Consider the following 23,182-nt stretch of genomic DNA (forward strand, 5'->3'; position numbering starts at 1 on the left):
ACGGCCGTTGCAATAGGCGCAATACCCACAAGGAATAAAAAGTGAAAATTTTATTCAGCTCACAAAATACCCTGTGTTGAGTAGCCACCCGGTGTAGACGATCAGTCACGCGCTGCGCTAATCCCCAGTATTCGCGCCGCCTCGCTGCTGCCGTCACACAGCGACATGGTGGGGCCGTCATAGGCGATGTTACCTTCCACCAACAGCAGGCTGCGTGGGGCAATACGTAGCGCATCATCCAGATTATGAGTGACCATCAGCAGCGTAAGCTGCTGTTCTGTGCATACCGTATCGACCAGCGTGAGCATATCCTGACGCAGCGCCGGGTCCAGCGCGGAGAACGGCTCATCCAGCAGCAGGATAGGGCGTTGACGCAGCAGGCAACGGGCCAATGCGGCGCGCTGGCGTTGACCGCCGGAAACCTGCGCGGGCAGGCGTTGCAACAGGCTGCTTAAGCCCACGTGTTCCGCAATCGCGTGTAATGCCTGACGCTGTGCTGCCGTGAGACGCAAGCCGGGGTGCAGGCCAAGCGAAATATTTTGTTCCAGCGTCAGGTGCGGGAACAGGTTGTTTTCCTGAAACAGTATCGACACCGGACGCTCTGCGGGCGGCGTATGACGGTGATCGTCGCCATTGAGCCACAGTTCGCCGCTGTTCGGTAATAAAAACCCGGCAATCAAGCTGAGCAGCGTGCTTTTGCCGGCACCGCTTGGCCCCAGCAGGGCAACGCGCTCTCCCGCCGCGATGTTGACATCGAACTGCATGGGAGCCTGTTGATAGAGATAAGTGAGTTTATTCAGCGACAGCATGTCGGCCCGCCCGTTTTTGCCACAGGGTCAATGTCTCCATCACGGTAAACAACGCGAAACAGAGCAGCATCAGTAACAGTGCGGTCACTGCACCGTCTGCGCTGCGATAAGCGCCAATTTGTTGGTAAAGATAGAAGGGTAGCGTGCGGAACTGCTCATTGCCAAACAAGGCAATAATGCCGAAATCCCCGACCGACAGCACGCAGGCAAACGCCATCGCCTGCGCAATGGGTTGTTGCAACGCGCGCAGCTCAATCAGCCGCAGACGATGCCAGCCGCGAATATCCAGAGAGTGGCACAACAGGTTATAGCGCTGTGCCACGTCGAGCATCGGGTTCTCCAGCACCTTGAGCGCATAGGGGATCGCCATCAGCGCGTTGGTGGTGACCACCAGCCCATACGGTGAGGTCGGTAACCCGACGGTGTTGTTGAGAATGAGGAAAAAACCGGTCGCCAATACAATGCCCGGCATCGCCAGAATCAGCAGGCCGCTGATGTCCATCAACTGTCCGGCCAGTCGCTGCTGACGCAGTTTCAGCTCACGACTGCTCCACAGCAGCATCAGCGTCAGGATAACGCACAGCGCACCCGCACCGAGTGCGATACGCAGGGATGTCCACAGCGTTTGCCACAGTGCGGGCTGTTTCAGCACCGTCAGCATCGCCGGATTGAGGCCGTCCAGCACCACGGCCAGCAAGGGCGGCACCAGCAATAACAGCGCTGCCAGGATAATCACGGTATCGCCCAGACGTCCGGCCAGCGAATCCTGCGGGTTGCGCCAGCGCAATTGTTGGGTATTGCCCACGGCAAACCACGATCCGAGTCGTTGACTCAGTAACACCAAGCCCAGACAGCAGACCATCTGGATCAGCGCCAGCCCTGCGGCGCGCGCGGGATCGTAATCAAAACTCAATGCCTGATAGATAGCCAGTTCGATGGTGGTGGCACGCGGGCCGCCGCCGAGTGACAGCACGGTAGCAAAACTGGCGAAGCAGAGCATGAAAATCAGTGCCGCACTGGGCAGGATCTGACGCCGCAACCAGGGCCACTCAATAAGACGAAAGGTTTGCCAGGTATTCATGCCCAACTGTGCCGCTAACTGACGTTGTTCCGTGGAGATGGATTCCAGGGCTTGCAACAGCAGGCGTGTCGCCAGCGGCAGATTAAAGAACACGTGGGCCAGCAGGATCCCTTGCAGTCCATAGGGGGAAAAGGTGTAGTCAAAACCGAGTGCGCTTAAGCCCTGAGCCAGCCAGCCCTGTCGCCCGTAAACGCGCAGTATGCCAAATACCGCCACCAACACCGGTAACACCAGCGTCATGGCACACAGGCGCAACAGCCAGGTTCTGCCAGGAAAATGGCGGCGGTAAAGGGCGCGAGCCAGCACAATGGCGGGCAGCGTGGAGAGTAACGCCGAAAGCAATGCCTGCCAAAAGGTAAAGCGCACCACGTACCACACATAGCTGTCACCCCACAGCGTTTGCCATGGGGTATCCGGTGCCTGATGCCAGAGTGCGCCAAACGCCAGCAGGGCTACGCCTGCCAGCAATGCGGCGGTGAACAGCCCCGGCCAGAGCCAGTGTGGGATCAGCGGCTGACGGCGCGTTGCCATGCCTGAATCCACTGCCCGCGCAGGTCCGCCACCTCTGGTGCGCTAAAGGACAGCGCTTTTTCCGGGCGCGCCAGCGACTGGAATCCTTCCGGCAGTGCCACGCCGGTGACCGGATACATCCAGTTGGTGGTTGGGATCAGGCTTTGGAACGTCGGGCTGAGGATAAACTGCATAAAGCGGTTTGCGAGTTCCGGTTGCTTGCTGGCGCTCAACTGCCCGGCAACCTCAACCTGCATATAGTGGCCTTCGCTGAACAGCGCCGCCGCGTAGTTCGTCTTTTTCTCTTCGATAATGTGATAGGCCGGAGAGGTGGTGTAGCTCAGCACCAGATCCGCCTCGCCCTTGAGGAACAGGCCATAAGCCTCACTCCACCCTTTGGTGACGGTAACGGTTTTACGTGCCAGCTTTTGCCAGGCGTCGGGGGCCTTATCGCCATACACCTTTTGCATCCACAGCAGCAGGCCCAGCCCCGGCGTACTGGTGCGCGGGTCTTGATAAATCACCTTCAGCGGCTGATCGCTGTTGATCAGGGCATCAAGACTGGTCGGTGGATTTTTTAGTGTGTCTTTGTTGTAGACGAACGCGAAGTAGCCGTAATCATAAGGCAGGAACGTGGCATTGTTCCAACCGCCCGGCAGCGTTAACGCGTCGGTTTTTACGTTGTGTGCGCTAAACAGCCCGGTATCTGATGCCGCTTTGAGCAGGTTGTTATCCAGCCCCAGCACAATATCCGCTTTGCTGTTTTTGCCTTCCATGCGCAAGCGGTTCAACAGAGCAACGCCATCTTCCAGCGCGACGAAATTCAATTCACACTCGCACTCTTGTTCGAAGGCTTTTTTAATTGCCGGGCCGGGGCCCCATTCAGACGCAAAGGAATCGTAGGTGTAAACGGTCAACGCAGGCTTGGCATTCGCGGCAGCGGAGCCGAGCATCAGGGCGGTGAGGCCGAAAACGGGAAGCAATAAACGGGATAATAGCGACTGTAACACTTTGCACTCCTGGGTAGATTAGGGTGGCAAAGGACTTTGAGGCAGGCGAATGCACTCTCAAATCCCTTCGCCGGTATTAACCGGATCAGGTTCGACGGGTATTTTCTCAGCATAAATACCGTGCGTTGACAAGGCGATATTATCAACAAACGGCCTGCACCCCGTTGAGAACGTCATTATTGTAAAGGGTTTGTAGCATCAGGGAAAGTCGGCGTCGTGCTCCGGCGGCACAAACCAGGCGGATTTGAAGTCGAACCAGCCCAACATATTCATGCGCACGCCGCGCATGCTGCGCTGCCCCTGCAACTGTAACCAGTGGTGAAACAGCGGATGGATCTCACCGCTTTCAATCAGGCGCTGGCTGAAATCAGCGATAGAGAGCGTTTGAGCGCGCCAGCGCTGTACATCTTGTTGTAACGAATCACTCAGGCAGTGACGCAGCAGCGGTAACTCATACAGCAGGGCGAACAGCGAGAACTCCAGCGGCGGGTAGCAGTTGACGCTGCTCAGCCAGATGTCGCTTTGCGCTTCTCCCAGATACCATTGCTCGTAGTCGACTTTCTGTATATGCAACGTAACGCCCTGCTGCGCCAGCAGATCATGCATGATCTCGCCAATGATGCGGTACTCGGGGTGCTCCTGATAAAACGTCAGCGTCACGTCCGTGAGTCCGGCGGGTTTGGGTTGCAGGTTGACGAGACGCTGGTGGTGCCAGCGTGGCAACAGACTGTACGCCGGTGACCAGTCATAGCGGCGCGTATTGTCGGTCTGGCCGAGTAGGGCAATGGGGTGGAAAATCTGACTGATCCAGCGGCGTACCTCGCTGTTCGCGCCCTGCGCAGAGCGGGTATCAAACAGCAGGAAATAGCACCCTTCCTCCATGCGGCTTTCCAACTCGTCGCGCGTGGTGGTGTCGCTGTGTACTTGAATGGATACCGGCAGCTCTTCGGAGGCGTCTGGCAGCACCCAGATATTGACCTCATCGATCAGCGCCCGGTAGCCGAAATAGTCATCAAAGGCTTTTATTTTCAACTGACTATCGCTGTTTTTCTCCACCGCGTAGGGGCCGGTGCCGACAGGGTGGCGCGCAAAATCGGCCTGTGCCTGCCAGTCGTGGGGCAGGATCATGGCATGTGCGCTGCCGAGCAGCCAGGGGAGCCAGCCATCGGGTTCGCTCAGTTCTACATCGATAACGAAGGGAATGGGGGAGGTCACGCGTGTGATATGTGAGAACAAGGCCTGCGACGTCAAGCGCATCACCGAGGCGATGACATCCTTCATCATCAGCTCGCGTCCATCGTGGAACCGGATCGCCGGGCGCAAATAAAAACGCCAATGTTGAGGCGTAATTTGCTGCCAGTGGTGCGCGAGGTCCGGTGCGATTTCCCCATTTTCCTCATTTATCTTGGTTAACCCGCTGAAGATCTGCCTGACGATATGCATCTCTGAGCGTCGTAGTGCAGAACCGGGCAGCAGGTTACGCAGCGGACGGTAATAGAGCACGCGCAGCAGGTGTTTCCCCTGACGAAAACGGCGGCCCAGGTGGGAAAGCAACATCTGGCGTACCGTCTCTTTATCACCGATCAACTGGATCAACTGTTCGACGCGATCCTGCTCCAGCAGGTCTTCTGCGCGCTGTTGTTGCAGCGTTAAGCCGGTATAGATAAAACTGAGACGGGAGCGTTTGCCGCGTCCCGCTTCCGCCTGCCACAGCAGCCATCCCTCTTTTTGCATGGCTCCCAGCAGTGAACGGATATGACGGCGCGAGCAGAGTAATACCCCGGCCAGCTCTTCGAGCGTGGTGTCGGTATCTTGCCCCTGAAAGCGCTGCCAGAGGCGCACAAACTGCTGTTGCAAACGTGTCGAAGACATAAAAGAGGAACTCCGCGAACTAAAGTCATCAATTTATCTTTCCCTATATTACGGCGATACTGCACAACATGGAAAGCACGGAGGTGGCTGATGGCGATTTCACGGCTCAATCAATTTTACCGGCACTACTTCTTGCACTGCCCTGGCTGCTGGCTGAGGAGGATCAGCGCCCAGCAAAAGCTGGCGTTGTTACAGCAAGTGACACAGTGGCATACCGATGCGATGTCGGAAGAAGAGTACCGGCACTGGCTCTAGTGCTGTTCAGGTAGTAGAGAAACTTCTGAGTAATGGTGCTTTTCACCAGCCAGCGGCTTGCGCCGCTGGCATTTTTGTGTGCATTTTGCGTATTAGGTAAGAGGCGTGTACACATTGCTTACAGAGACTATATGCAGACAGTCACGCTGAAAACGCCGAGACAAAGTAGATAAAACAGAGATGGGCCTTAGTCGCTTCATGACTAGTGAAGGACTGTTCAGAACCTGGTGCGCCGCTTCATGTCATCGAGAAGCGTCTCGGCCACCCGATGGGGACATTATGGCCCGTTACAACCTTCACGATTATCTCACTGATTAGTATCAGTGGCTGGATGTGTGGATTGAGCACCTTGAAAAAATGGTTGGTCGACCGTTAATCCCGCATTATAAACTGCAACCAATATCGGTTATAAACCCGATTAAATCAACATAACAAAAAACTTACATTAAATTATATTTTTTTTGACTGTGGTTATTTCAATGTTACTTAATACATCAGCAGGGCGTTTATTAAATGATTTATCCATGTCCATGATAGGAACAGACAGTTCCATAAAAGAGATGACTTCACCAAAAGGATTACTCGAACACATTATCAATTTTATTACATTTGGTAAAATACGAAAAGATAAGGAGGATTTATATAATCAAATAATGACGAAAATGGAAAGTGCTTTTAGCGGACTCACAGCCAAAGAAATGGAAGATGGCAGGAAAATACACGTAGATTGCATTCATGGGTGTGAGGTGTCATTTTATTACACAGACCATACAAACAAAGTTACTGTAGAAGTAACAAAAGGCAATAAGTCAGAAAATCAAGAAATTGATGCTGAAAATTTTTTTAATATATTCCAAACACTCAAATTGAAAGCATTGCTCAATATCACCTGTATTAAAGATATCTTAACTGATGATGGGGTTATCAACCTGAAAGGCGTTAACCTGAGTGGTGCTGACCTGAAAGGCGCTTATCTAAGAAACGCAATTCTAAGCGATGTTGACCTGAAACGCGCTGATCTTAGCGGTGCTGACCTGAGCAATGCCAAACTAGACGGAGCTGACCTAACCCACGCTAACGTGTCAATGTCTGTTCTGAGTGACGCTGACCTGACCAATGCTAACCTGAACTATGCTAGCTTGAAAAGGGCTGAGCTAAACGATGCTGTTCTGACCAATGCTAACCTGAGCAACGCTGACTTGACCCAAGCTGAGCTGCTAAATGCCAAACTAAACGGAGCAGACCTAACCCACGCAGACGCGACAATGTCTGTCCTGATTGAGGCTGACTTAACCAACGCGAACCTGAGCAACGCGAACTTGATCAGAGCTGACCTGAGCAACGCTGACTTGACCGATGCCAATCTGAGCAGCGCTAACCTGAAAAGAGCTAACCTGCGCGACGCAATATTAACAAGAGCTAACCTGCTCAAGATTAATGTGGAAGGAACTAACATGGCTGGAACTAACCCATTTGGACTATAGGCAGATGATAACCTTTAACCATGTAGATAAATTAGAAAATGAATGCAATGGTTTATTTTCCTATTATATAGAGGGTGTTGGGATTTGCATTACAAATCCTTGGTTATAAAATCGTTAGGTAATTGTTTGAGCTTGGTTCATTGATGTGTAATTTATAATTGTCTGTTTTTATTAATCGCATTTTAATTGGCAGGGTTATCATTTGATATTGATGTGATTTTTTTCACATGCGTGGTTGTTTATTTCAACACTGCAATGTGCAAGCCTGAAACCATCCAGACTTGCTTTTTATAAAGATCATTAATGCTAATTGGTGATCCTCATTCTGGCCGCCTAAACCCGATATAGGTGCGAAACAATCACCTTGCCGGGGTTTTTGCCAGCGCTGCCAGCAACATCTCTTTAGTCATACGCACACAGTAAGCAGGCGTACCTCGCTCAAAGCGCCATCCTTCGGCGAGCGCACCCACATCGACCGCATCAAAACCGAAGGTTTCGTACAGTTCGCTGGCAATCTGCTTGCCTTGCACATTGTCCCCCGCCAGTGGCAATGCCCGACGGTTGGGGCTGCCCACCGGTAAACCATCGCTTTCCAACTGAGTCATCTGAATGGCATTGAACGCCTTGGTGATGATGGCTCCGGGTAGATGGCGCGCCAGCAGTTCGCTGGTGGTGGTTTGCGCACTGTCGAGCACATCAACCTGACCATCGCGCTCCGGGTAATAATTGACAGCATCAAGCACCTGCTTGCCTGCCAGCAGCGCGGCAGGCAATTGATCGATGGCCGTCAGCGGAACGGCTATCACCACTACATCACCAAACTGAATAGCCTGTTCCACCGTTCCTGCCTGACAGCCCACCATCGAGCGGAAGCTGAACAGCGTTTGCGGGCCGCGTGAGTTACTGAGCATCACCTGATGCCCGCTGTTAACCGCGAGCGTGGCAATCGTTCGCCCAACAAAGCCTGCGCCAATAATGCCTATTTTCATGCTGATCTCCTGTTGCGTCATTCATCAACAGAGAGCGTAATTCACCACTAAAATAAGATAAAATGACAAATGAGACATAAATAAACAACCAATTGGAGTGAATGATGGACAGGCTGACCAGCATGCACATCTTTGTTAAAGCCGCTGAGTTGGGCTCTTTTGCCGCAGTGGCCGAGGTGTTGCGCCTCTCCCCGCAAGGAGTGGCTAAGCATGTGGCTTGGCTGGAGGCGCGTCTCGGCGCACGCTTGCTCAACCGCACCACGCGACGTCAAAGTTTGACCGATATCGGTCGCAGCTATTATGAACGCTGCAAGATTGTGTTAGCGGAAGTTGAAGCGGCAGAGGCGATTGCGCTGGAGATGAAAGCAACGCCATCGGGGACCATTCGGGTTAATGCGCCCGTTACCTTTGGCGCTTATGCGCTTGCGCCCTTTATTACCCGCTATCTCGATCGTTATCCAGATACGCAGATCGAGCTGACGCTTAACGATCGGATGGTCGATCCGATTGAGGAGGGTTTTGAAGTGATCGTACGCATCGGTGAACTGGCCGACAGCTCGTTGATCGCCTGGCCGCTAAGGCCCTATCGGCTGATTGCCTGCGCCTCACCTACCTATGTGGCGCGCGAAGGTTTCCCTGAAAAACCCAGTGATTTGGCGCATCACGCTTGTCTGGTGTATGGCGAATGGACGCCCACCGTGCCGTGTCGCTGGCTGTTCCAGCGTGAAGGGCAGAGCGAAGAAGTCCGGCCAACCGGGCGATTTCGCGCCAATGACTGGAAAGCGCTGCTGCATGCGGCAATCGAGGGCTATGGCGTCACCCTGGGTCCTGCCGATGTGTTAGACAAAGAGATTGAGGCCGGACGTTTGGTGCAGGTGCTGCCGGAGTATCAAGGCCCCGCCCGCCCGATGCATGTGCTGGTGCCTGCGGCACGGCGGCAAACGGTCAAGATTCGCTGTTTTGTGGAGGCGTTGAGGGAGGCTTTTGGCGAAGGTTTAGGCTTGTGAAAAAGAAGGCACCGCAGCGCGGTGCCTTGTGATTTAACGCAAAAATGCCGGTTGCTGCTGTTCGTAGCGCGCAATGGCGTCTTCGTGTTGCAACGTCAAGCCGATGCTGTCCAGCCCGTTGATCATGCAGTGACGGCGGAAGCTGTCGATCTCGAACGGGTATTTTTTCCCACCGGCATCGACCGTCTGCGCTTCCAGATCGACGGTAAAGGTAATGCCCTGTGTGCCGTCGACCAGTTTGAACAGGTCGTCGATATCAGCGTCACTCAGTTTTACCGGCAGCAGTTGGTTGTTAAACGCGTTACCGTAGAAAATATCCGCAAAGCTTGGGGCGATCACCACATGAAAACCGTAGTCGGTCAGCGCCCAGGGTGCGTGCTCACGGGAGGAACCGCAGCCGAAGTTTTCTCGCGCCAGCAGGACGGTAGCCCCTTTGTAACGCGGTTTATTCAGCACAAACTCAGGGTTGGGCTGTTGGCCTGCGTCATCCAGAAAACGCCAGTCGTGAAACAGATGTTGGCCGAAACCGGTGCGCGTGACCTTCTGCAAAAATTGCTTGGGGATGATCGCGTCCGTGTCCACGTTGGCGGCGTCCAGCGGCACGACCAGCCCGGTATGTTGGGTAAATTTAGCCATCAGGCGTCTCCTTATTAATTCGCGGACGAAGGTAATTCGCGGATATCAGCGAAATGCCCTGTCACGGCGGCGGCAGCAGCCATCGCCGGGCTGACCAGGTGAGTACGGCCCGCACGCCCCTGACGGCCTTCAAAGTTACGGTTGCTGGTGGATGCACAGCGCTCACCGGGGTTCAGGCGGTCATTGTTCATTGCCAGACACATGGAGCAGCCTGGCAGACGCCATTCGAAGCCCGCTTCGATAAACACTTTATCCAGACCTTCCAGTTCCGCCATAGTTTTCACCGGGCCAGAGCCGGGCACCACGATAGCCTGCACCCCTGCGGCCACTTTACGCCCTTTGGCGATGGCGGCGGCAGCGCGCAAATCTTCGATACGCGAGTTGGTACAGGAACCGATAAACACTTTGTCGATGGCGACATCGGTCAGCTTGATGCCCGGTTGCAGATCCATATACGCCAGCGCTTTGGCGGCAGAAGCGCGCTCAACCGGATCGCTAAAGGATTCAGGATCGGGGATATTCTGGTTCACGGCGATAACCTGACCGGGGTTGGTGCCCCAGGTTACCTGTGGTGCGATATCGGCAGCATCCAGCGTGACGACGGTGTCAAACACCGCATCCGCATCGGATTTCAACGTGCTCCAGTACGCCACGCCAGCGTCCCAATCGGCCCCTTTCGGCGCGAACTGGCGGCCTTTCAGGTAGGCAAACGTGGTTTCATCCGGTGCGACTAAACCGGCCTTTGCGCCCATTTCAATCGCCATGTTACACAGCGTCATGCGGCCTTCCATGCTCAACGCGCGGATGGCGTCGCCACAGAACTCCACCACGTGACCGGTACCGCCTGCGCTACCGGTTTTACCGATAATCGCCAGCACGATGTCTTTCGCGGTGATGCCATGCGCGGCCTGGCCTGTTACTTCAATTTTCATGGCTTTGGCGCGGCCCTGTTTCAGGGTTTGCGTCGCCATCACATGTTCTACTTCGGAGGTGCCGATACCAAATGCCAGTGAACCAAAGGCACCGTGGGTAGCGGTATGGGAATCGCCGCACACAATGGTCATGCCCGGCAGGGTCATGCCCTGTTCCGGCCCGATAACGTGGACGATGCCTTGATACGGGTGGTTCAGATCGTACAACTGAACGCCAAACTCGGCGCAGTTCTTGATCAGTTCCTGCATCTGGATGCGGGCCATTTCACCGCAGGCATTGATGTCTTTGGTCTGGGTGGATACGTTGTGATCCATGGTGGCAAAGGTTTTGCCCGGCTGGCGCAGTTTGCGTCCCATGGCGCGCAAGCCATCAAAGGCCTGCGGCGAGGTGACTTCATGCACCAGATGGCGGTCGATATACAGCAGCGGCGTTTCGTTCTGCGCTTCGTACACCACGTGGGCATCAAACAGCTTCTGGTATAAGGTCTTGCTCATGGTTACACCCCTTGCGCCACAAAACGAGCAATGGCATCGCCCATTTCATCGGTGCTGATGGCTTTGGTGTCATTGCCCGCCAGATCGCCAGTACGATAGCCTTCGGCCAGCGCGGTGTTGACGGCGTTTTCGATGGCATCGGCTGCGTCATCGGCTTCCAGGCTGTAGCGCAGCAGCAGTGCCAGCGACAGGATCTGTGCGATAGGGTTGGCGATATTTTTGCCCGCGATATCCGGCGCAGAGCCGCCCGCCGGTTCGTACAGACCGAAACCTTGTTCGTTCAGGCTGGCGGAGGGCAGCATCCCCATCGAGCCGGTGATCATCGCACATTCGTCAGACAGGATATCGCCAAACAGGTTGGAGCACAGCATCACGTCGAACTGGGACGGGTCTTTGATCAACTGCATGGTGGCGTTGTCGATGTACAGGTGCGCCAGCGCCACGTCCGGGTAGTCTTTGCTGACTTCGGTGACGATTTCACGCCACAGGATGGAGCTTTGCAGCACGTTGGCTTTATCGATGGAGGTAACTTTGCTGCGACGTTTGCGCGCCGACTCAAAGGCAATGCGGGCGATGCGTTCGATCTCGAAACGGTGATACACCTCGGTGTCGAAGGCGCGTTCGTGCTGGCCGCTGCCTTCACGGCCTTTCGGTTGGCCGAAGTAGATACCGCCGGTCAGTTCACGTACGCACAGAATGTCGAAACCGTTGGCGGCGATGTCGCTGCGCAGCGGGCAGAACGCTTCCAGCCCTTGATACAGACGTGCCGGGCGCAGGTTGCAGAACAGACGGAAATGCTTACGCAGCGGCAGCAGCGCGCCGCGCTCCGGTTGCTCAGCCGGAGGCAGATGCTCCCATTTCGGGCCGCCAACCGAGCCGAACAGAATGGCGTCAGCCTGCTCGCAGCCAGCGACGGTGGCGGGGGGCAACGGTGTGCCCTGACGGTCGATGGCGATGCCGCCGACGTCATATTCGCTGGTGGTGATACGCAAACCGAAACGCTGACGAACCGCGTCTAACACTTTATGGGCTTGCGCCATGACTTCCGGGCCGATGCCGTCACCGGGTAAGACGGCGATATGGTAACTCTTTGTCATCACACTGTTTCCTGGCTATTTTGTTGTTTGTTGTGGTGCTGCAAACGCTGAATTTCTTGTTCTACCAACTGTGCGCGTTTGATGTTGTTCAATACGTTGACCATCGCCTTGGCGGAGGATTCGACGATGTCAGTCGCCAGGCCCACGCCGTGGAAGCGGCGGCCTTGATAAGCGGCGACGATATCCACTTGCCCCAATGCATCGCGTCCCTGGCCCTTGGCGGACAACTGATATTTCACCAGTTCAATGCCGTAGCCCGTGATGCGGTTAATCGCCTGATAAACGGCATCGACCGGCCCGTTGCCGGTAGCGGCTTCGGCTTGCACCTCGCCACCACAGGCCAATTGCACTGATGCGGTGGCAATCGTGTTGGAGCCAGACTGCACGTTGAAAGCATCCAGACGATAGAACTCTTCGTCTTCCTGCTGGCTGTTAATAAAGGCCAATGCCTCCAGATCGTAGTCGAAAACCTGACCTTTTTTGTCGGCCAGCTTCAGGAAATCGGTGTACAACTGGTCCAGATTAAAATCGCTTTCTTGATAGCCCATCTCTTCCATGCGGTGTTTCACCGCCGCGCGGCCAGAACGGGAGGTCAGGTTCAACTGCACTTCTTTCAGACCGATGGATTCCGGCGTCATGATTTCGTAGTTGGAACGGTTTTTCAGCACGCCGTCCTGATGGATACCGGAAGAGTGGGCGAAGGCGTTAGAGCCGATAATCGCTTTGTTGCCGGGGATCGGCATGTTGCAAATCTGGCTCACCAACTGGCTGGTGCGATAGATTTCCTGATGATTGATAGTGGTGTGGACGTTCAGCATATCCTGACGGGTTTTGATCGCCATGATCACTTCTTCCAGCGCGGTGTTGCCTGCGCGCTCGCCCAGACCGTTCAACGTGCCTTCTACCTGACGTGCGCCAGCCTGCACCGCGGTGATGGAGTTGGCGACCGACATGCCCAGATCGTCATGGCAGTGCACGGAAATAATCGCTTTGTCGATGTTCGGCACGCGATCGTACAGCGTGGTGATAATGCCGCCGAACTGATACGGCGTGGTGTAACCCACGGTGTCAGGGATGTTGATGGTGGTGGCACCGGCGTTAATCGCGGCTTCAACGATACGGCACAGGTTATCGATAGGGGTGCGGCCTGCATCTTCGCAGGAGAACTCTACGTCGTCGGTGTAGTTACGCGCCCGTTTGACGGAGTGAACCGCTTTCTCAATCACCTGCTCGAACGACAAACGCAGTTTGGATTCAATGTGCAGGGTGGAGGTAGCCAGGAATACGTGAATACGGAAGGCTTCGGCAACGCGCAGCGCCTCGGCGGCGACATCGATATCTTTATCGACGCAGCGGGCCAAACCACACACGCGGCTGTTTTTAATCTGACGTGCAATGGTCTGTACCGATTCGAAATCGCCCGGTGAAGAGACCGGGAAACCGACTTCCATCACGTCCACGCCCAATCTTTCCAGCGCGTAGGCCACTTGCAGTTTCTCTTTTACACTCAGACTGGCTTGTAATGCCTGCTCACCATCACGCAATGTGGTATCGAAAATAATGACCTGCTGGCTCATTGGAAAGATTCCTTATCGTGTTTATTCGAGCGCCGAACGGGTAAAAAAAAACCCGCGCATCGGCGCGGGTTTTTCGTTCTGTGTAACGTGAAATCAGTTCTGACTTTCACCCACAGGCATACCGCGCAATGTTGATGCGTGTAGTAGTAGGCCTAGTAGAAAAGTATGTTTGAACATGATATCTCGTCTGATCCGATTAGCTGTAAAATTCGCCATGCACCGCTTATCTGCGGGGATGACATCGCTCGTGCCATTATTGGTACTTGATTCTTGTGGGTATGTCAAGCATTTGTGGCAACGGTGTTGTGCCCTTGCCCGGTCGCTACGAAACCGTTTGCGTTGCCGCAGTCATGCAGGAGGCGCAATGGGGGCAGATGTGCGTGGCGTCAACCTTCCGTGATGCCAACGTGAAAGATCGTTGCGGTTTCTGGCAAGATCAGTAGACTGCGCCAAAATAATAAACAGTTGTACGCTGAAATTTCCCAGGCTCATTTTTATTATGTCTACCCATTTGTCGCAATACCATTTGGTTGAACGCATCCAACACCAGATTGCCCATTGTTCCGGCCGTACCGCACTGCGTGAATGGTCTGCCTCTGGCGAAACGCAGCTCACCTGGTTTCAGGCCGGTGTGCGTATCCGTCGCATTGCCTGTGCACTGCTCTCGCTGGGGATTGAGGCTCAAGAGCGCGTCGCGTTGTTCTCTCATAATTCGCTCAACTGGTCGCTGGCGGATCTCGCGACGCTGTACGTGCGTGGCGTTACCGTGCCGATTTATGCCACCAACACGGCGACACAGGCTGCGTTTATCATCAATGACGCGGATATCCGCACCATTTTTGTCGGTTCTCAGCCACAGTATGACGCGGTATTGGCGCTGTTGCCGGAGTGCCCGCAGCTTAAGCGCATCATTGTTATTGATGATAATGTGAACCTGCATCACTGCCCGTTGGCGTTGACGCTGGCGGCGTTTGAAACTGATGTGGATGATGCCTACTGGCAGCCTGCGCTGCAACAGCGCATTGATGCGCGTACGCTGGACGATCTTTTTACGTTGATCTACACCTCCGGCACCACCGGTGAGCCGAAAGGGGTGATGCTGGACTACGCCAACATGGCGATGGTGCTGAAGCTGCACGATGAGCGCCTGTGCGTGTCGCAGGACGATATCTCTCTGAGTTTCCTGCCGCTGTCCCATGTGTTTGAGCGCGCCTGGGCGTTTTACATCATGCACACCGGTGCGCAAAACGTCTATCTGACCGACACCAATCTGGTACGCAATGCGATGCAGGCCGTCTCGCCAACCGTGATGTGTGCGGTGCCGCGTTTCTACGAGAAAGTGTACAGCGCCATCCACGAAAAAGTGGCACAGGCACCCTGGCACCGTCGCACGCTGTTTAACTGGGCCATCGCACAGGGGCGTAAGACGTTTCTGACGCGCGTCGCGGGAAAATCACGCTCGCCGTTGCAGGCGCTGCTGCATCGCGTCGCCGATCGTCTGGTGCTGACCAAGCTGCGCGCCCTGCTGGGCGGTAAAATTCGCTTTATGCCTGCGGCTGGCGCGCATCTGGATGACAATATCATTCTGTTTTTCCAGTCGATGGGCGTGCGCATCATTTACGGTTATGGCATGACGGAAACCTGTGCCACGGTATCGTGCTGGGAAGCGAATAAGGTACGGCTGGGCTCGATCGGCACGCCACTGCCGGGCATTGACGTGCGCATTGGCGACGAAAACGAAATTCAGGTGCGCGGTGCTACGCTGATGCGCGGTTATTTCCGCCGCCCGCAGGAAACCGCTGAAGCCTTCACCGCCGATGGCTGGTTGAAAACCGGCGATGCCGGGAAGCTGGATGCCGAGGGTAACCTGTATATCACCGAGCGTCTGAAAGACCTGATGAAAACCTCCGGTGGAAAATATATCGCGCCGCAGCATCTGGAAGGCACCTTGGGGCAAGACCGCTTTATCGAGCAGGTGGCGGTGATTGCCGATGCGCGCAAATACGTGTCTGCGTTGATTGTGCCTTGCTTTGAAGCGCTGGAAGAGTACGCGGCATCGGCCAACCTTAAGTATCACGACAGGCTCGAACTGTTACGTCACAGTCACATTATTGCGCTGTTTGAACAGCGCCTGCGCGAGATGCAAAAAGAGCTGTCGCGCGTCGAGCAGGTCAAACGCTTTACCTTGCTGGCGACCCCTTTCTCCATGGAGAGCGGGGAGTTGACGCCGACATTGAAACTGCGACGTAAGATCATCGCCCAGCGCTATCAGCTGGAAATCGATGCCATGTATGGCGAATAACCCCGAATGACTTACCGCGTGTGAGAGACACGAATTCAGACTGATGACAAAGTCACTTACCCCCTCGTCATCCTCGGCGTAAGCCGGGGATCTCTGTAAGGATAAACGCGTTTCTTCGGCAAGAGATTCCCGCTTGCGCGGGAATGACGGTGGGAGTACGGCGGTTTGTCTGCAACCTCATTTTTAACTTTTTTGCTGAAAATTTCCCGCTGCCATTGACCGTCATCGCGGAATAATCACTATCCGCGATGACGCCGTTCAGCGTTTTATCTTAGCTGAATCCCTTCTGGCGGTGTAAACCCGTTTCCACTTGTTTGTGCCGCGCTTCGCCCTTGTTTGCCTGTGCCATCGTCTAACGTTATGGTTATCGGCTATATTCAAATTCTGGATAAGAAAATGACGCGTGTCGCGCTGCGATAGCAGTGCCGCGATGCCGCTCTCAGAACGAAAAGAGGCAATCCCATGGAGATGTTGTCAGGCGCCGAGATGGTGGTTCGATCGTTGATCGATCAGGGCGTGAAATATGTGTTCGGGTATCCGGGCGGGGCGGTATTGGATATTTACGATGCGCTACACACCGTGGGCGGCATTGACCATATCCTGGTGCGCCACGAGCAGGGTGCGGTGCACATGGCGGATGGTTACGCGCGCGCCACCGGCGATGTCGGCGTGGTGCTGGTCACCTCGGGTCCCGGTGCCACCAATGCCATTACCGGTATTGCCACGGCCTACATGGACTCCATCCCGATGGTGGTGCTGTCTGGTCAGGTAGCCACCTCGCTTATCGGTTATGACGCGTTTCAGGAATGCGACATGGTCGGTATTTCTCGTCCGGTGGTGAAGCACAGCTTTCTGGTCAAACAGGCCGAAGATGTGCCCACGGTGCTGAAGAAGGCGTTCTATCTGGCAGCAAGCGGGCGTCCTGGTCCGGTGGTGGTGGATTTGCCGAAAGACGTGATGAGCCCGGCCAACAAACTGCCGTACCTCTATCCCGACGCGGTTACCATGCGCTCCTACAACCCGACGATTCAAGGGCATAAGGGGCAGATTCGTCGTGCGCTGCAAACCTTGTTAAGCGCCCAGTCACCGATCATTTATGCGGGTGGTGGGGTTATCAATGCGGAGTGCCATGAAGAACTGCGCCAACTGGCAGAGCGTTTGAACCTGCCGGTGACCAACTCTCTGATGGGATTGGGCGGTTTTCCCGGTACCCACCGTCAGTGTCTGGGCATGCTCGGCATGCACGGCACGTACGAAGCCAACATGGCGATGCACAATGCCGACGTGATCTTTGCTGTCGGCGTGCGTTTTGACGATCGCACCACCAACAATCTGGCGAAGTACTGCCCGAATGCCACGGTGTTGCATATCGATATCGATCCGGCCTCCATTTCGAAAACGGTCAATGCGGATATTCCCATTGTCGGCGATGCACGCCAGGTGCTGGCGCTGATGCTGGAACTGCTGGATCAGGGTGAGACGCAGCAGAATTTTGACGCGTTGCGCGACTGGTGGCAGCGCATTGAGCAGTGGCGTGCGCGCCAATGCCTGAAATACCCGTTAGACAGCGACAAGATCAAGCCGCAGGCGGTGATTGAAACCCTGCACCGTTTGACCGACGGCAAAGCCTATGTGGCGTCGGACGTCGGGCAGCACCAGATGTTTGCCGCGCTGTATTATCCGTTCGATCTGCCGCGCCGCTGGGTCAACTCCGGTGGCCTTGGCACCATGGGCTTCGGCCTGCCGGCGGCACTCGGTATCAAGCTGGCATTGCCGGAAGAGACGGTGATTTGCGTGACCGGTGACGGCAGTATCCAGATGAACATTCAGGAGCTGTCCACGGCATTGCAATATGATTTGCCGGTGGTGGTGATTAACCTCAATAACCGCTTCCTCGGCATGGTGAAGCAGTGGCAGGACATGATCTACTCAGGCAGGCATTCCAACTCCTACATGGAATCGCTGCCGGATTTTGTCAAACTGGCGGAAGCCTATGGGCACGTTGGTATTGCCATTACGTCGCCGCAGGAATTGGAAAGCAAGCTGAGCGAAGCGCTGGCGGTGAAAAATCGCCTGGTGTTCGTGGACATCACCATCGACAGCAGTGAGCACGTTTATCCTATGCAGGTGCGCGGTGGCGGCATGGATGAAATGTGGTTGAGCAAAACGGAGAGGACCTGATTATGCGCCGGATTTTATCTGTGTTATTGGAAAACGAATCTGGGGCATTGTCGCGCGTTGTCGGCCTGTTCTCCCAGCGTGGGTACAATATCGAAAGCCTGACCGTGGCACCGACCGACGATCCAACGCTATCGCGTATGACCATTCAGACGGTGGGCGATGCTAAGGTTATCGAGCAGATCGAGAAGCAACTGCACAAGCTGGTTGACGTGCTGCGCGTGAGCGAACTGGGGCAGGGGTCGCACGTTGAGCGTGAAATCATGCTGGTGAAATTGCAGGCGACTGGCTATGGCCGGGAAGAAGTGAAGCGCAGCACCGACATTTTTCGTGGGCAGATTGTCGATGTCACAGCCACGCTCTACACCGTGCAATTGGCGGGCACCAGTGACAAACTGGATGCGTTCCTGAGCGCAGTGCGTGACGTGGCAGAAATTGTCGAGGTGGCGCGCTCCGGTATTGTCGGCGTGTCACGCGGCGATAAGATTATGCGCTAAATTCTCCTGCGCTGATCTATGATAAAGAGGCTCGTCGTAGTGGCGGGCCTTTTATTTTTCTCTCTATACCCGTCATACTTCAAGTTGCAGGTGCGTTGGCTGCGTTCACTCACCCGAATCACTTACCTGAGTAAGCTCATCGGGATTCATTTACTTGCCGCCTCCCTGCAACTCGAATTATTTAGGGTATATAACCCTGAACAACAATAAAGCGGTTGCTGATTTCCAGCTTCTGCGGTTAGATCTATACGATATCCATGCTTAAAATATGGACATCCTTATTTTTTATTTTCCAGCTTATTTAAAGGGGCTAACGTGAAACTGGATGAAATCGCGCGCCTTGCGGGCGTTTCACGCACTACCGCCAGCTACGTTATCAATGGCAAGGCCAAACAATACCGCGTCAGTGATAAAACCGTAGAAAAAGTGATGTCGGTGGTGCGTGAGCACAATTATCATCCCAATGCGGTGGCTGCTGGATTACGCGCTGGGCGTACCCGTTCTATCGGGCTGGTGATTCCGGATCTGGAAAACACCAGCTATACCAAAATTGCCAATTATCTGGAGCGTCAGGCGCGTCAGCGCGGTTATCAACTGCTGATTGCCTGCTCTGAAGATCAGCCGGATAACGAAATGCGCTGCATTGAGCATCTGCTGCAACGCCAGGTTGATGCCATTATCGTGTCGACGGCGCTGCCTCCGGAGCATCCGTTCTATCAGCGTTGGGCCGGGGACAGCTTGCCGATTATTGCGCTGGATCGCGCGTTGGATCGCGAGCACTTCACCAGCGTCGTCGGGGCGGATTGCGAGGATGCGGAAATGCTGGCGCAGGAACTGCGCAAGATCCCGGCGGAGTCGGTGCTCTATCTCGGCGCGCTGCCGGAGCTTTCTGTCAGTTTCCTGCGCGAGCAGGGGTTTCGGATGGCGTGGGCAGAGGATCCGCGGCAGGTGAATTTTCTCTATGCCAACAGCTACGAACGCTCAGCGGCAGCAGCGGCTTTTGAAGAGTATTTGCTGCATCACCCGATGCCGCAGGCGCTGTTCACCACCTCGTTTCCGCTGTTGCAAGGGGTGATGGATGTTACCCTCAAGCAGAGCGGACGGCTGCCGAACAATTTGGCGATTGCCACCTTTGGTGACAACGAACTGCTCGATTTCCTCGAATGCCCGGTGCTTTCGGTGGCGCAGCGCCATCGTGAAGTGGCTGAACGGGTGCTGGAGTTGGTGCTGGCAAGTTTGGATGAACCGAAGAAGCCCAAGCCCGGTTTGACCCGCATTCGGCGCAGTCTCTACCGGCGTGGTTCACTCAGTCGTCGTTAGTTTGGGATTATTCCTAATAAAAAAGCCATCCGTTATCAGGATGGCTTTTTTGTTGCCTGCGTTTTAGTGGCGGCCTGAATTTCAGCCCGGCACCGCAACGCGAAACAGACGGCGACAGTAATCGAGAAAGTACCCGTAGGCGACACCCATCACCATGGATATCAACACATTGCTGGTTACCGCCGCAACGATCTGCTGCGGGTTGGCACCAATAAACCACAGAATGGCAACATACACCGGCGATTGAAAGCTGACGTAGGCAAACAGGTCTGCCAGATTTTTCACCCAGGTACCGTGCGTGACGTAGCGCTGAGACAGACGCAGGATACGATCGCGGTATAGGCCGTAGGGCCAGGCAATCACGATGTTAACGGGGATCGACACCAGCCGTGAGGAAAGCGACTGCTGGAAGCTCATGCCAGACAGCAAGGTCTCAATTAGCATACCCGTTATAAAACAGTAGATTACCATAGCGAATGTATCCGCTACCGCACTACGCAATCGGGATTCAGGAGAGAACATGCAGAGAGACTCCGTTATGCAGTTAATTGGATTAAATGCAGTGAATTATGTCGGTGTATTTTATGTGAGTAGTGTACTTCACTGGATGTTGAAGTTGTAAGTAGCGATAAATTTTTATTTTTTCATGCTTTTTTCTTATGGGCGCTACTTTATAGAAAAAAGGTGGCATGGCGGTTTATTAAGCGCGGCAGTCGGAGGAATTATGTTTATAAACAATTGGTTGTGTTTTCTGGTTTGGCGACTATTTTTCGATGGACAAATTGTCCCCTGTTAACCCAAATAACAGCGCGAAACGCGAGGGTTTTAGGAATACTCTTATAATATAATAATTAACCGACGAACTTAGTGGTTAACGGTAAAAAGCCTCAATTGTTTTTCGTAACCTTAAATAAAGAAAAATTGGCAGCATCATTGCTAAAAAGAAAATAGAATAGCGTGCTGACATTGTTGTAACAGTGGAATGGGATGCGCGATAGCATTGGGTAAAAATGTGACCGGTATCGGTCTGGAGTGCGCTGCGGGCAAGCGCCGGGCGTGGGTGAAGAAGGAGGAATACGGCGACGGTTTCACAAGCGTTTTATGATTAATGGTAAATTTAAGTAAAAATGAGAAATTATTACTCTTTCTTTCTGATTGTTTATCCAGAAATAATTTTTCCTCAAATTTTCATGGCGTTAATCTCCCTTTATTTCCGTCTGTTATTCCATTTTATGCCATTCATGTCCGTCTTGAGGCAGAAATAATTCCAAAGCGCGCCCGCTCTGGCTTGACAAGGTTTTCATACCCTCCGTAAACTCATCAATGTGGGAATTTGTGGGATAAAGTGGTGAAAAGGGTCATGAAGGGGTAACTCGAGCATGTTTCGTGGGGCTACGCTGATTAATCTCGACAGTAAAGGTCGGCTTGCCGTTCCTACCCGTTATCGGGAAACGCTGTCAGAGACAACGCAAGGTCAGATGGTTTGCACCATTGACCTCCATCAGCCCTGTCTGCTGCTTTACCCCCTGCCTGAGTGGGAAATCATTGAACAAAAGTTGTCGCGTCTGTCGAGCATGAATCCTGCGGAGCGCCGCGTGCAGCGGTTGCTGTTGGGTCATGCCAGTGAGTGCCAGATGGACAATGCCGGGCGTCTGCTGATTGCCAGCACGCTGCGGCAACATGCGAGCCTGACGAAAGAAGTGATGCTGGTCGGCCAGTTCAACAAGTTTGAACTGTGGGATGAGCAAGCCTGGTATCAACAGGTCAAGGACGATATAGACGCTGAGCAATCCTCTGAGGCTCCGTTGTCGGAGAGATTGCAAGATTTATCACTGTAGTCATGCTGAAAAAAATACATGCCAGAAAATTATAAACACACCACTGTGCTGTTGGACGAAGCGGTTAATGGCCTCAATATCCGCGCTGACGGCACATACATCGACGGTACGTTTGGCCGTGGTGGCCATTCGCGACTGATCCTTTCCCGTCTCGGACCGGAAGGGCGCCTTGTGGCTATCGATCGCGATCCTCAGGCTATTGCCGCCGCCGAGGCGATTCAAGATTCACGCTTTTCTATTGTTCACGGACCTTTTTCCGCACTGGCAAGCTACGTGGAGACCCTGGGATTAACCGGGCGTATCGACGGCGTGCTGCTCGATTTAGGTGTTTCTTCGCCGCAGTTGGACGATCCTGAACGCGGTTTTTCCTTTATGCGTGATGGCCCGTTGGACATGCGCATGGACCCGACACGCGGCCAGTCAGCGGCACAATGGTTGCAAACGGCAGAAGTCGACGACATTGCCTGGGTGTTGAAAACCTTTGGCGAAGAGCGGTTTGCCAAGCGCATTGCGCGCGCCATTGTTGAACGCAACAGCACAGAACCGATGACGCGCACGCGCGAGTTGGCGGCGCTGATTGCGGCGGCCAGCCCGATGAAAGAGCGGCACAAGCACCCGGCAACCCGCAGTTTTCAGGCGATCCGCATCTATATCAACAGTGAGCTGGATGAGATCGAGCAGGCGCTGAACGGCGCGCTAACGGCGCTGGCTCCGCAAGGCCGCTTGTCGATCATCAGTTTTCATTCGCTGGAAGATCGTATTGTGAAGCGTTTTATGCGCCATCACAGCCGTGGGCCACAGGTGCCTGCCGGGATACCGTTAACCGAAGCGCAACTGCGTGCGCAAGGCGGTCAAACGCTGAAAACGGTGGGCAAGATGATGCCGCCGGAAGCCGAAGTGGCAGAAAACCCGAGAGCGCGTAGCTCCGTGTTACGTATCGCGGAACGGCTAGCGGAATGATAAGCAATGAGCGGCACAGCCTGGCGGGGATTATCGGCCAGGACATCCTTCGTCACGGCAAATTGCCGCTGCTGCTGCTGATTGGTGCATTGGTCTCTGCGGTGCTGGTGGTGACGACGGCGCACAAAACGCGCCTGCTGACCGCGCAGCGTGAGCAGTTGTTGTTGGAGCGCGATGCGTTGGATATCGAATGGCGCAACCTGATTCTGGAAGAGAACGCCTTGGGCGATCACAGTCGGGTGGAACGTATCGCAACGGAAAAACTGCACATGGGTCACGTGGACCCGGCGCAGGAAAATATCGTAGTCAAACAGTGAGTCTGGTTGAACATGA

General features: G+C 54.5%; 21 protein-coding genes and 1 riboswitch. Of the genes, 11 read left to right on the forward strand and 10 right to left on the reverse strand.

The features are described from left to right. Nucleotides 1-101: 101 nt before the first annotated feature. The 4 genes from thiQ to sgrR form a co-directional block, all read right to left on the reverse strand. Nucleotides 102-809, reverse strand: coding sequence for a thiamine ABC transporter ATP-binding protein ThiQ (gene thiQ / locus J5067_RS15910; RefSeq protein WP_264651528.1), 708 nt, complete (start codon nt 807-809; stop codon nt 102-104). After that, nucleotides 793-2,421 carry a thiamine/thiamine pyrophosphate ABC transporter permease ThiP gene (thiP, locus tag J5067_RS15915; protein WP_264651529.1) on the reverse strand — a complete coding sequence of 543 codons (1,629 nt, stop codon included), beginning with the start codon at nt 2,419-2,421 and terminating at the stop codon, nt 793-795. The genes thiQ and thiP overlap by 17 nt, the downstream gene beginning before the upstream one ends. Then, entirely contained in the window at nt 2,397-3,353 is a 957-nt protein-coding gene (thiB, locus tag J5067_RS15920; RefSeq protein ID WP_264651622.1) for a thiamine ABC transporter substrate binding subunit, read from the reverse strand. Before thiB ends, thiP begins: the two co-directional genes overlap by 25 nt. 101 nt (nt 3,354-3,454) lie before the next feature. Further along, nucleotides 3,455-3,584: riboswitch (TPP riboswitch) on the reverse strand. 24 nt (nt 3,585-3,608) lie between these two features. Next, nucleotides 3,609-5,282: an HTH-type transcriptional regulator SgrR gene (sgrR, locus tag J5067_RS15925; RefSeq protein WP_264651530.1), complete on the reverse strand. Its 1,674-nt coding sequence runs from the start codon at nt 5,280-5,282 to the stop codon at nt 3,609-3,611. A 90-nt stretch (nt 5,283-5,372) separates the two neighbouring features. Here sgrR and sgrT point away from each other — a divergent pair, with 90 nt between their 5' ends. Together sgrT and J5067_RS15935 are read left to right on the forward strand one after the other, a co-directional pair. After that, nucleotides 5,373-5,537 carry a glucose uptake inhibitor SgrT gene (gene sgrT, locus J5067_RS15930; RefSeq protein ID WP_264651531.1) on the forward strand — a complete coding sequence of 55 codons (165 nt, stop codon included), beginning with the start codon at nt 5,373-5,375 and terminating at the stop codon, nt 5,535-5,537. 479 nt (nt 5,538-6,016) lie between these two features. Then, nucleotides 6,017-7,021: a pentapeptide repeat-containing protein gene (locus tag J5067_RS15935; RefSeq protein WP_264628266.1), complete on the forward strand. Its 1,005-nt coding sequence runs from the start codon at nt 6,017-6,019 to the stop codon at nt 7,019-7,021. A 359-nt stretch (nt 7,022-7,380) separates the two neighbouring features. Here the strand turns inward: J5067_RS15935 and J5067_RS15940 are convergent, their stop codons facing one another. Further along, nucleotides 7,381-8,010, reverse strand: coding sequence for an NADPH-dependent F420 reductase (locus J5067_RS15940; protein ID WP_264651532.1), 630 nt, complete (start codon nt 8,008-8,010; stop codon nt 7,381-7,383). A gap of 104 nt (nt 8,011-8,114) precedes the next feature. On the opposite strand from J5067_RS15940, the gene J5067_RS15945 reads away from it, so the two are divergent. Next, the gene (locus tag J5067_RS15945) at nt 8,115-9,017 is read left to right on the forward strand and encodes a LysR family transcriptional regulator (RefSeq protein WP_264651623.1); all 903 of its coding nucleotides are present in this window, start codon (nt 8,115-8,117) and stop codon (nt 9,015-9,017) included. Between the two features lie 33 nt (nt 9,018-9,050). Here the strand turns inward: J5067_RS15945 and leuD are convergent, their stop codons facing one another. From leuD to leuA, 4 genes are read right to left on the reverse strand one after another with little or no spacing between them, the layout of a single operon-like run. Beyond that, nucleotides 9,051-9,653, reverse strand: a complete 603-nt coding sequence (gene leuD, locus J5067_RS15950; RefSeq protein ID WP_264651533.1) for a 3-isopropylmalate dehydratase small subunit — start codon at nt 9,651-9,653, stop codon at nt 9,051-9,053. Between the two features lie 14 nt (nt 9,654-9,667). Then, entirely contained in the window at nt 9,668-11,080 is a 1,413-nt protein-coding gene (gene leuC / locus J5067_RS15955; protein ID WP_264644555.1) for a 3-isopropylmalate dehydratase large subunit, read from the reverse strand. Between the two features lie 2 nt (nt 11,081-11,082). Next, on the reverse strand, nt 11,083-12,177 hold the full coding sequence (leuB, locus tag J5067_RS15960; RefSeq protein WP_264644556.1) for a 3-isopropylmalate dehydrogenase: 1,095 nt from the start codon (nt 12,175-12,177) through the stop codon (nt 11,083-11,085). Then, on the reverse strand, nt 12,177-13,754 hold the full coding sequence (gene leuA / locus J5067_RS15965; protein ID WP_264651534.1) for a 2-isopropylmalate synthase: 1,578 nt from the start codon (nt 13,752-13,754) through the stop codon (nt 12,177-12,179). Before leuA ends, leuB begins: the two co-directional genes overlap by 1 nt. A 278-nt stretch (nt 13,755-14,032) precedes the next feature. On the opposite strand from leuA, the gene J5067_RS15970 reads away from it, so the two are divergent. The 5 genes from J5067_RS15970 (at nt 14,033) to cra (ending at nt 20,051) form a co-directional block, all read left to right on the forward strand. Then, complete coding sequence (locus tag J5067_RS15970) at nt 14,033-14,197, forward strand: hypothetical protein (protein ID WP_264644558.1); 165 nt, start codon at nt 14,033-14,035, stop codon at nt 14,195-14,197. 56 nt (nt 14,198-14,253) lie between these two features. After that, entirely contained in the window at nt 14,254-16,056 is a 1,803-nt protein-coding gene (locus J5067_RS15975) for a long-chain fatty acid--CoA ligase (protein WP_264651535.1), read from the forward strand. 462 nt (nt 16,057-16,518) lie between these two features. After that, a complete protein-coding gene (ilvI, locus tag J5067_RS15980) occupies nt 16,519-18,237 on the forward strand; it encodes an acetolactate synthase 3 large subunit (protein ID WP_264644560.1) in 1,719 nt (572 codons plus the stop codon). Nucleotides 18,238-18,239: 2 nt separating this feature from the next. Beyond that, entirely contained in the window at nt 18,240-18,731 is a 492-nt protein-coding gene (gene ilvN / locus J5067_RS15985) for an acetolactate synthase small subunit (RefSeq protein WP_264644561.1), read from the forward strand. Nucleotides 18,732-19,046: 315 nt separating this feature from the next. After that, nucleotides 19,047-20,051, forward strand: coding sequence for a catabolite repressor/activator (gene cra, locus J5067_RS15990; RefSeq protein WP_264644562.1), 1,005 nt, complete (start codon nt 19,047-19,049; stop codon nt 20,049-20,051). An 81-nt stretch (nt 20,052-20,132) separates the two neighbouring features. On the opposite strand, the gene J5067_RS15995 is transcribed toward cra, so the two are convergent. Further along, nucleotides 20,133-20,573: an L-alanine exporter AlaE gene (locus tag J5067_RS15995; RefSeq protein WP_264644563.1), complete on the reverse strand. Its 441-nt coding sequence runs from the start codon at nt 20,571-20,573 to the stop codon at nt 20,133-20,135. A gap of 857 nt (nt 20,574-21,430) precedes the next feature. On the opposite strand from J5067_RS15995, the gene mraZ reads away from it, so the two are divergent. From mraZ to ftsL, 3 genes are read left to right on the forward strand one after another with little or no spacing between them, the layout of a single operon-like run. Further along, nucleotides 21,431-21,889, forward strand: a complete 459-nt coding sequence (gene mraZ, locus J5067_RS16000; RefSeq protein WP_264644564.1) for a division/cell wall cluster transcriptional repressor MraZ — start codon at nt 21,431-21,433, stop codon at nt 21,887-21,889. 18 nt (nt 21,890-21,907) lie between these two features. Continuing rightward, nucleotides 21,908-22,849, forward strand: a complete 942-nt coding sequence (gene rsmH, locus J5067_RS16005; RefSeq protein WP_264644565.1) for a 16S rRNA (cytosine(1402)-N(4))-methyltransferase RsmH — start codon at nt 21,908-21,910, stop codon at nt 22,847-22,849. Continuing rightward, entirely contained in the window at nt 22,846-23,166 is a 321-nt protein-coding gene (ftsL, locus tag J5067_RS16010; RefSeq protein WP_222158201.1) for a cell division protein FtsL, read from the forward strand. Before rsmH ends, ftsL begins: the two co-directional genes overlap by 4 nt. The last annotated feature ends 16 nt before the right edge of the window (nt 23,167-23,182 follow it).

It is taken from the genome of Candidatus Symbiopectobacterium sp. NZEC151 (assembly GCF_025962655.1).
Classification (GTDB): domain Bacteria; phylum Pseudomonadota; class Gammaproteobacteria; order Enterobacterales; family Enterobacteriaceae; genus Symbiopectobacterium.

Excerpts from the sequence above, each read along its gene's own strand:
- thiQ (WP_264651528.1), bottom strand. The coding sequence starts at position 809 with ATGCTGTCGCTGAATAAACTCACTTATCTCTATCAACAGGCTCCCATG.
- thiP (WP_264651529.1), bottom strand. The coding sequence starts at position 2,421 with ATGGCAACGCGCCGTCAGCCGCTGATCCCACACTGGCTCTGGCCGGGG.
- thiB (WP_264651622.1), bottom strand. The coding sequence starts at position 3,353 with ATGCTCGGCTCCGCTGCCGCGAATGCCAAGCCTGCGTTGACCGTTTAC.
- sgrR (WP_264651530.1), bottom strand. The coding sequence starts at position 5,282 with ATGTCTTCGACACGTTTGCAACAGCAGTTTGTGCGCCTCTGGCAGCGC.
- sgrT (WP_264651531.1), top strand. The coding sequence starts at position 5,373 with ATGGCGATTTCACGGCTCAATCAATTTTACCGGCACTACTTCTTGCAC.
- J5067_RS15935 (WP_264628266.1), top strand. The coding sequence starts at position 6,017 with ATGTTACTTAATACATCAGCAGGGCGTTTATTAAATGATTTATCCATG.
- J5067_RS15940 (WP_264651532.1), bottom strand. The coding sequence starts at position 8,010 with ATGAAAATAGGCATTATTGGCGCAGGCTTTGTTGGGCGAACGATTGCC.
- J5067_RS15945 (WP_264651623.1), top strand. The coding sequence starts at position 8,115 with ATGGACAGGCTGACCAGCATGCACATCTTTGTTAAAGCCGCTGAGTTG.
- leuD (WP_264651533.1), bottom strand. The coding sequence starts at position 9,653 with ATGGCTAAATTTACCCAACATACCGGGCTGGTCGTGCCGCTGGACGCC.
- leuC (WP_264644555.1), bottom strand. The coding sequence starts at position 11,080 with ATGAGCAAGACCTTATACCAGAAGCTGTTTGATGCCCACGTGGTGTAC.
- leuB (WP_264644556.1), bottom strand. The coding sequence starts at position 12,177 with ATGACAAAGAGTTACCATATCGCCGTCTTACCCGGTGACGGCATCGGC.
- leuA (WP_264651534.1), bottom strand. The coding sequence starts at position 13,754 with ATGAGCCAGCAGGTCATTATTTTCGATACCACATTGCGTGATGGTGAG.
- J5067_RS15970 (WP_264644558.1), top strand. The coding sequence starts at position 14,033 with ATGTCAAGCATTTGTGGCAACGGTGTTGTGCCCTTGCCCGGTCGCTAC.
- J5067_RS15975 (WP_264651535.1), top strand. The coding sequence starts at position 14,254 with ATGTCTACCCATTTGTCGCAATACCATTTGGTTGAACGCATCCAACAC.
- ilvI (WP_264644560.1), top strand. The coding sequence starts at position 16,519 with ATGGAGATGTTGTCAGGCGCCGAGATGGTGGTTCGATCGTTGATCGAT.
- ilvN (WP_264644561.1), top strand. The coding sequence starts at position 18,240 with ATGCGCCGGATTTTATCTGTGTTATTGGAAAACGAATCTGGGGCATTG.
- J5067_RS15995 (WP_264644563.1), bottom strand. The coding sequence starts at position 20,573 with ATGTTCTCTCCTGAATCCCGATTGCGTAGTGCGGTAGCGGATACATTC.
- mraZ (WP_264644564.1), top strand. The coding sequence starts at position 21,431 with ATGTTTCGTGGGGCTACGCTGATTAATCTCGACAGTAAAGGTCGGCTT.
- rsmH (WP_264644565.1), top strand. The coding sequence starts at position 21,908 with ATGCCAGAAAATTATAAACACACCACTGTGCTGTTGGACGAAGCGGTT.
- ftsL (WP_222158201.1), top strand. The coding sequence starts at position 22,846 with ATGATAAGCAATGAGCGGCACAGCCTGGCGGGGATTATCGGCCAGGAC.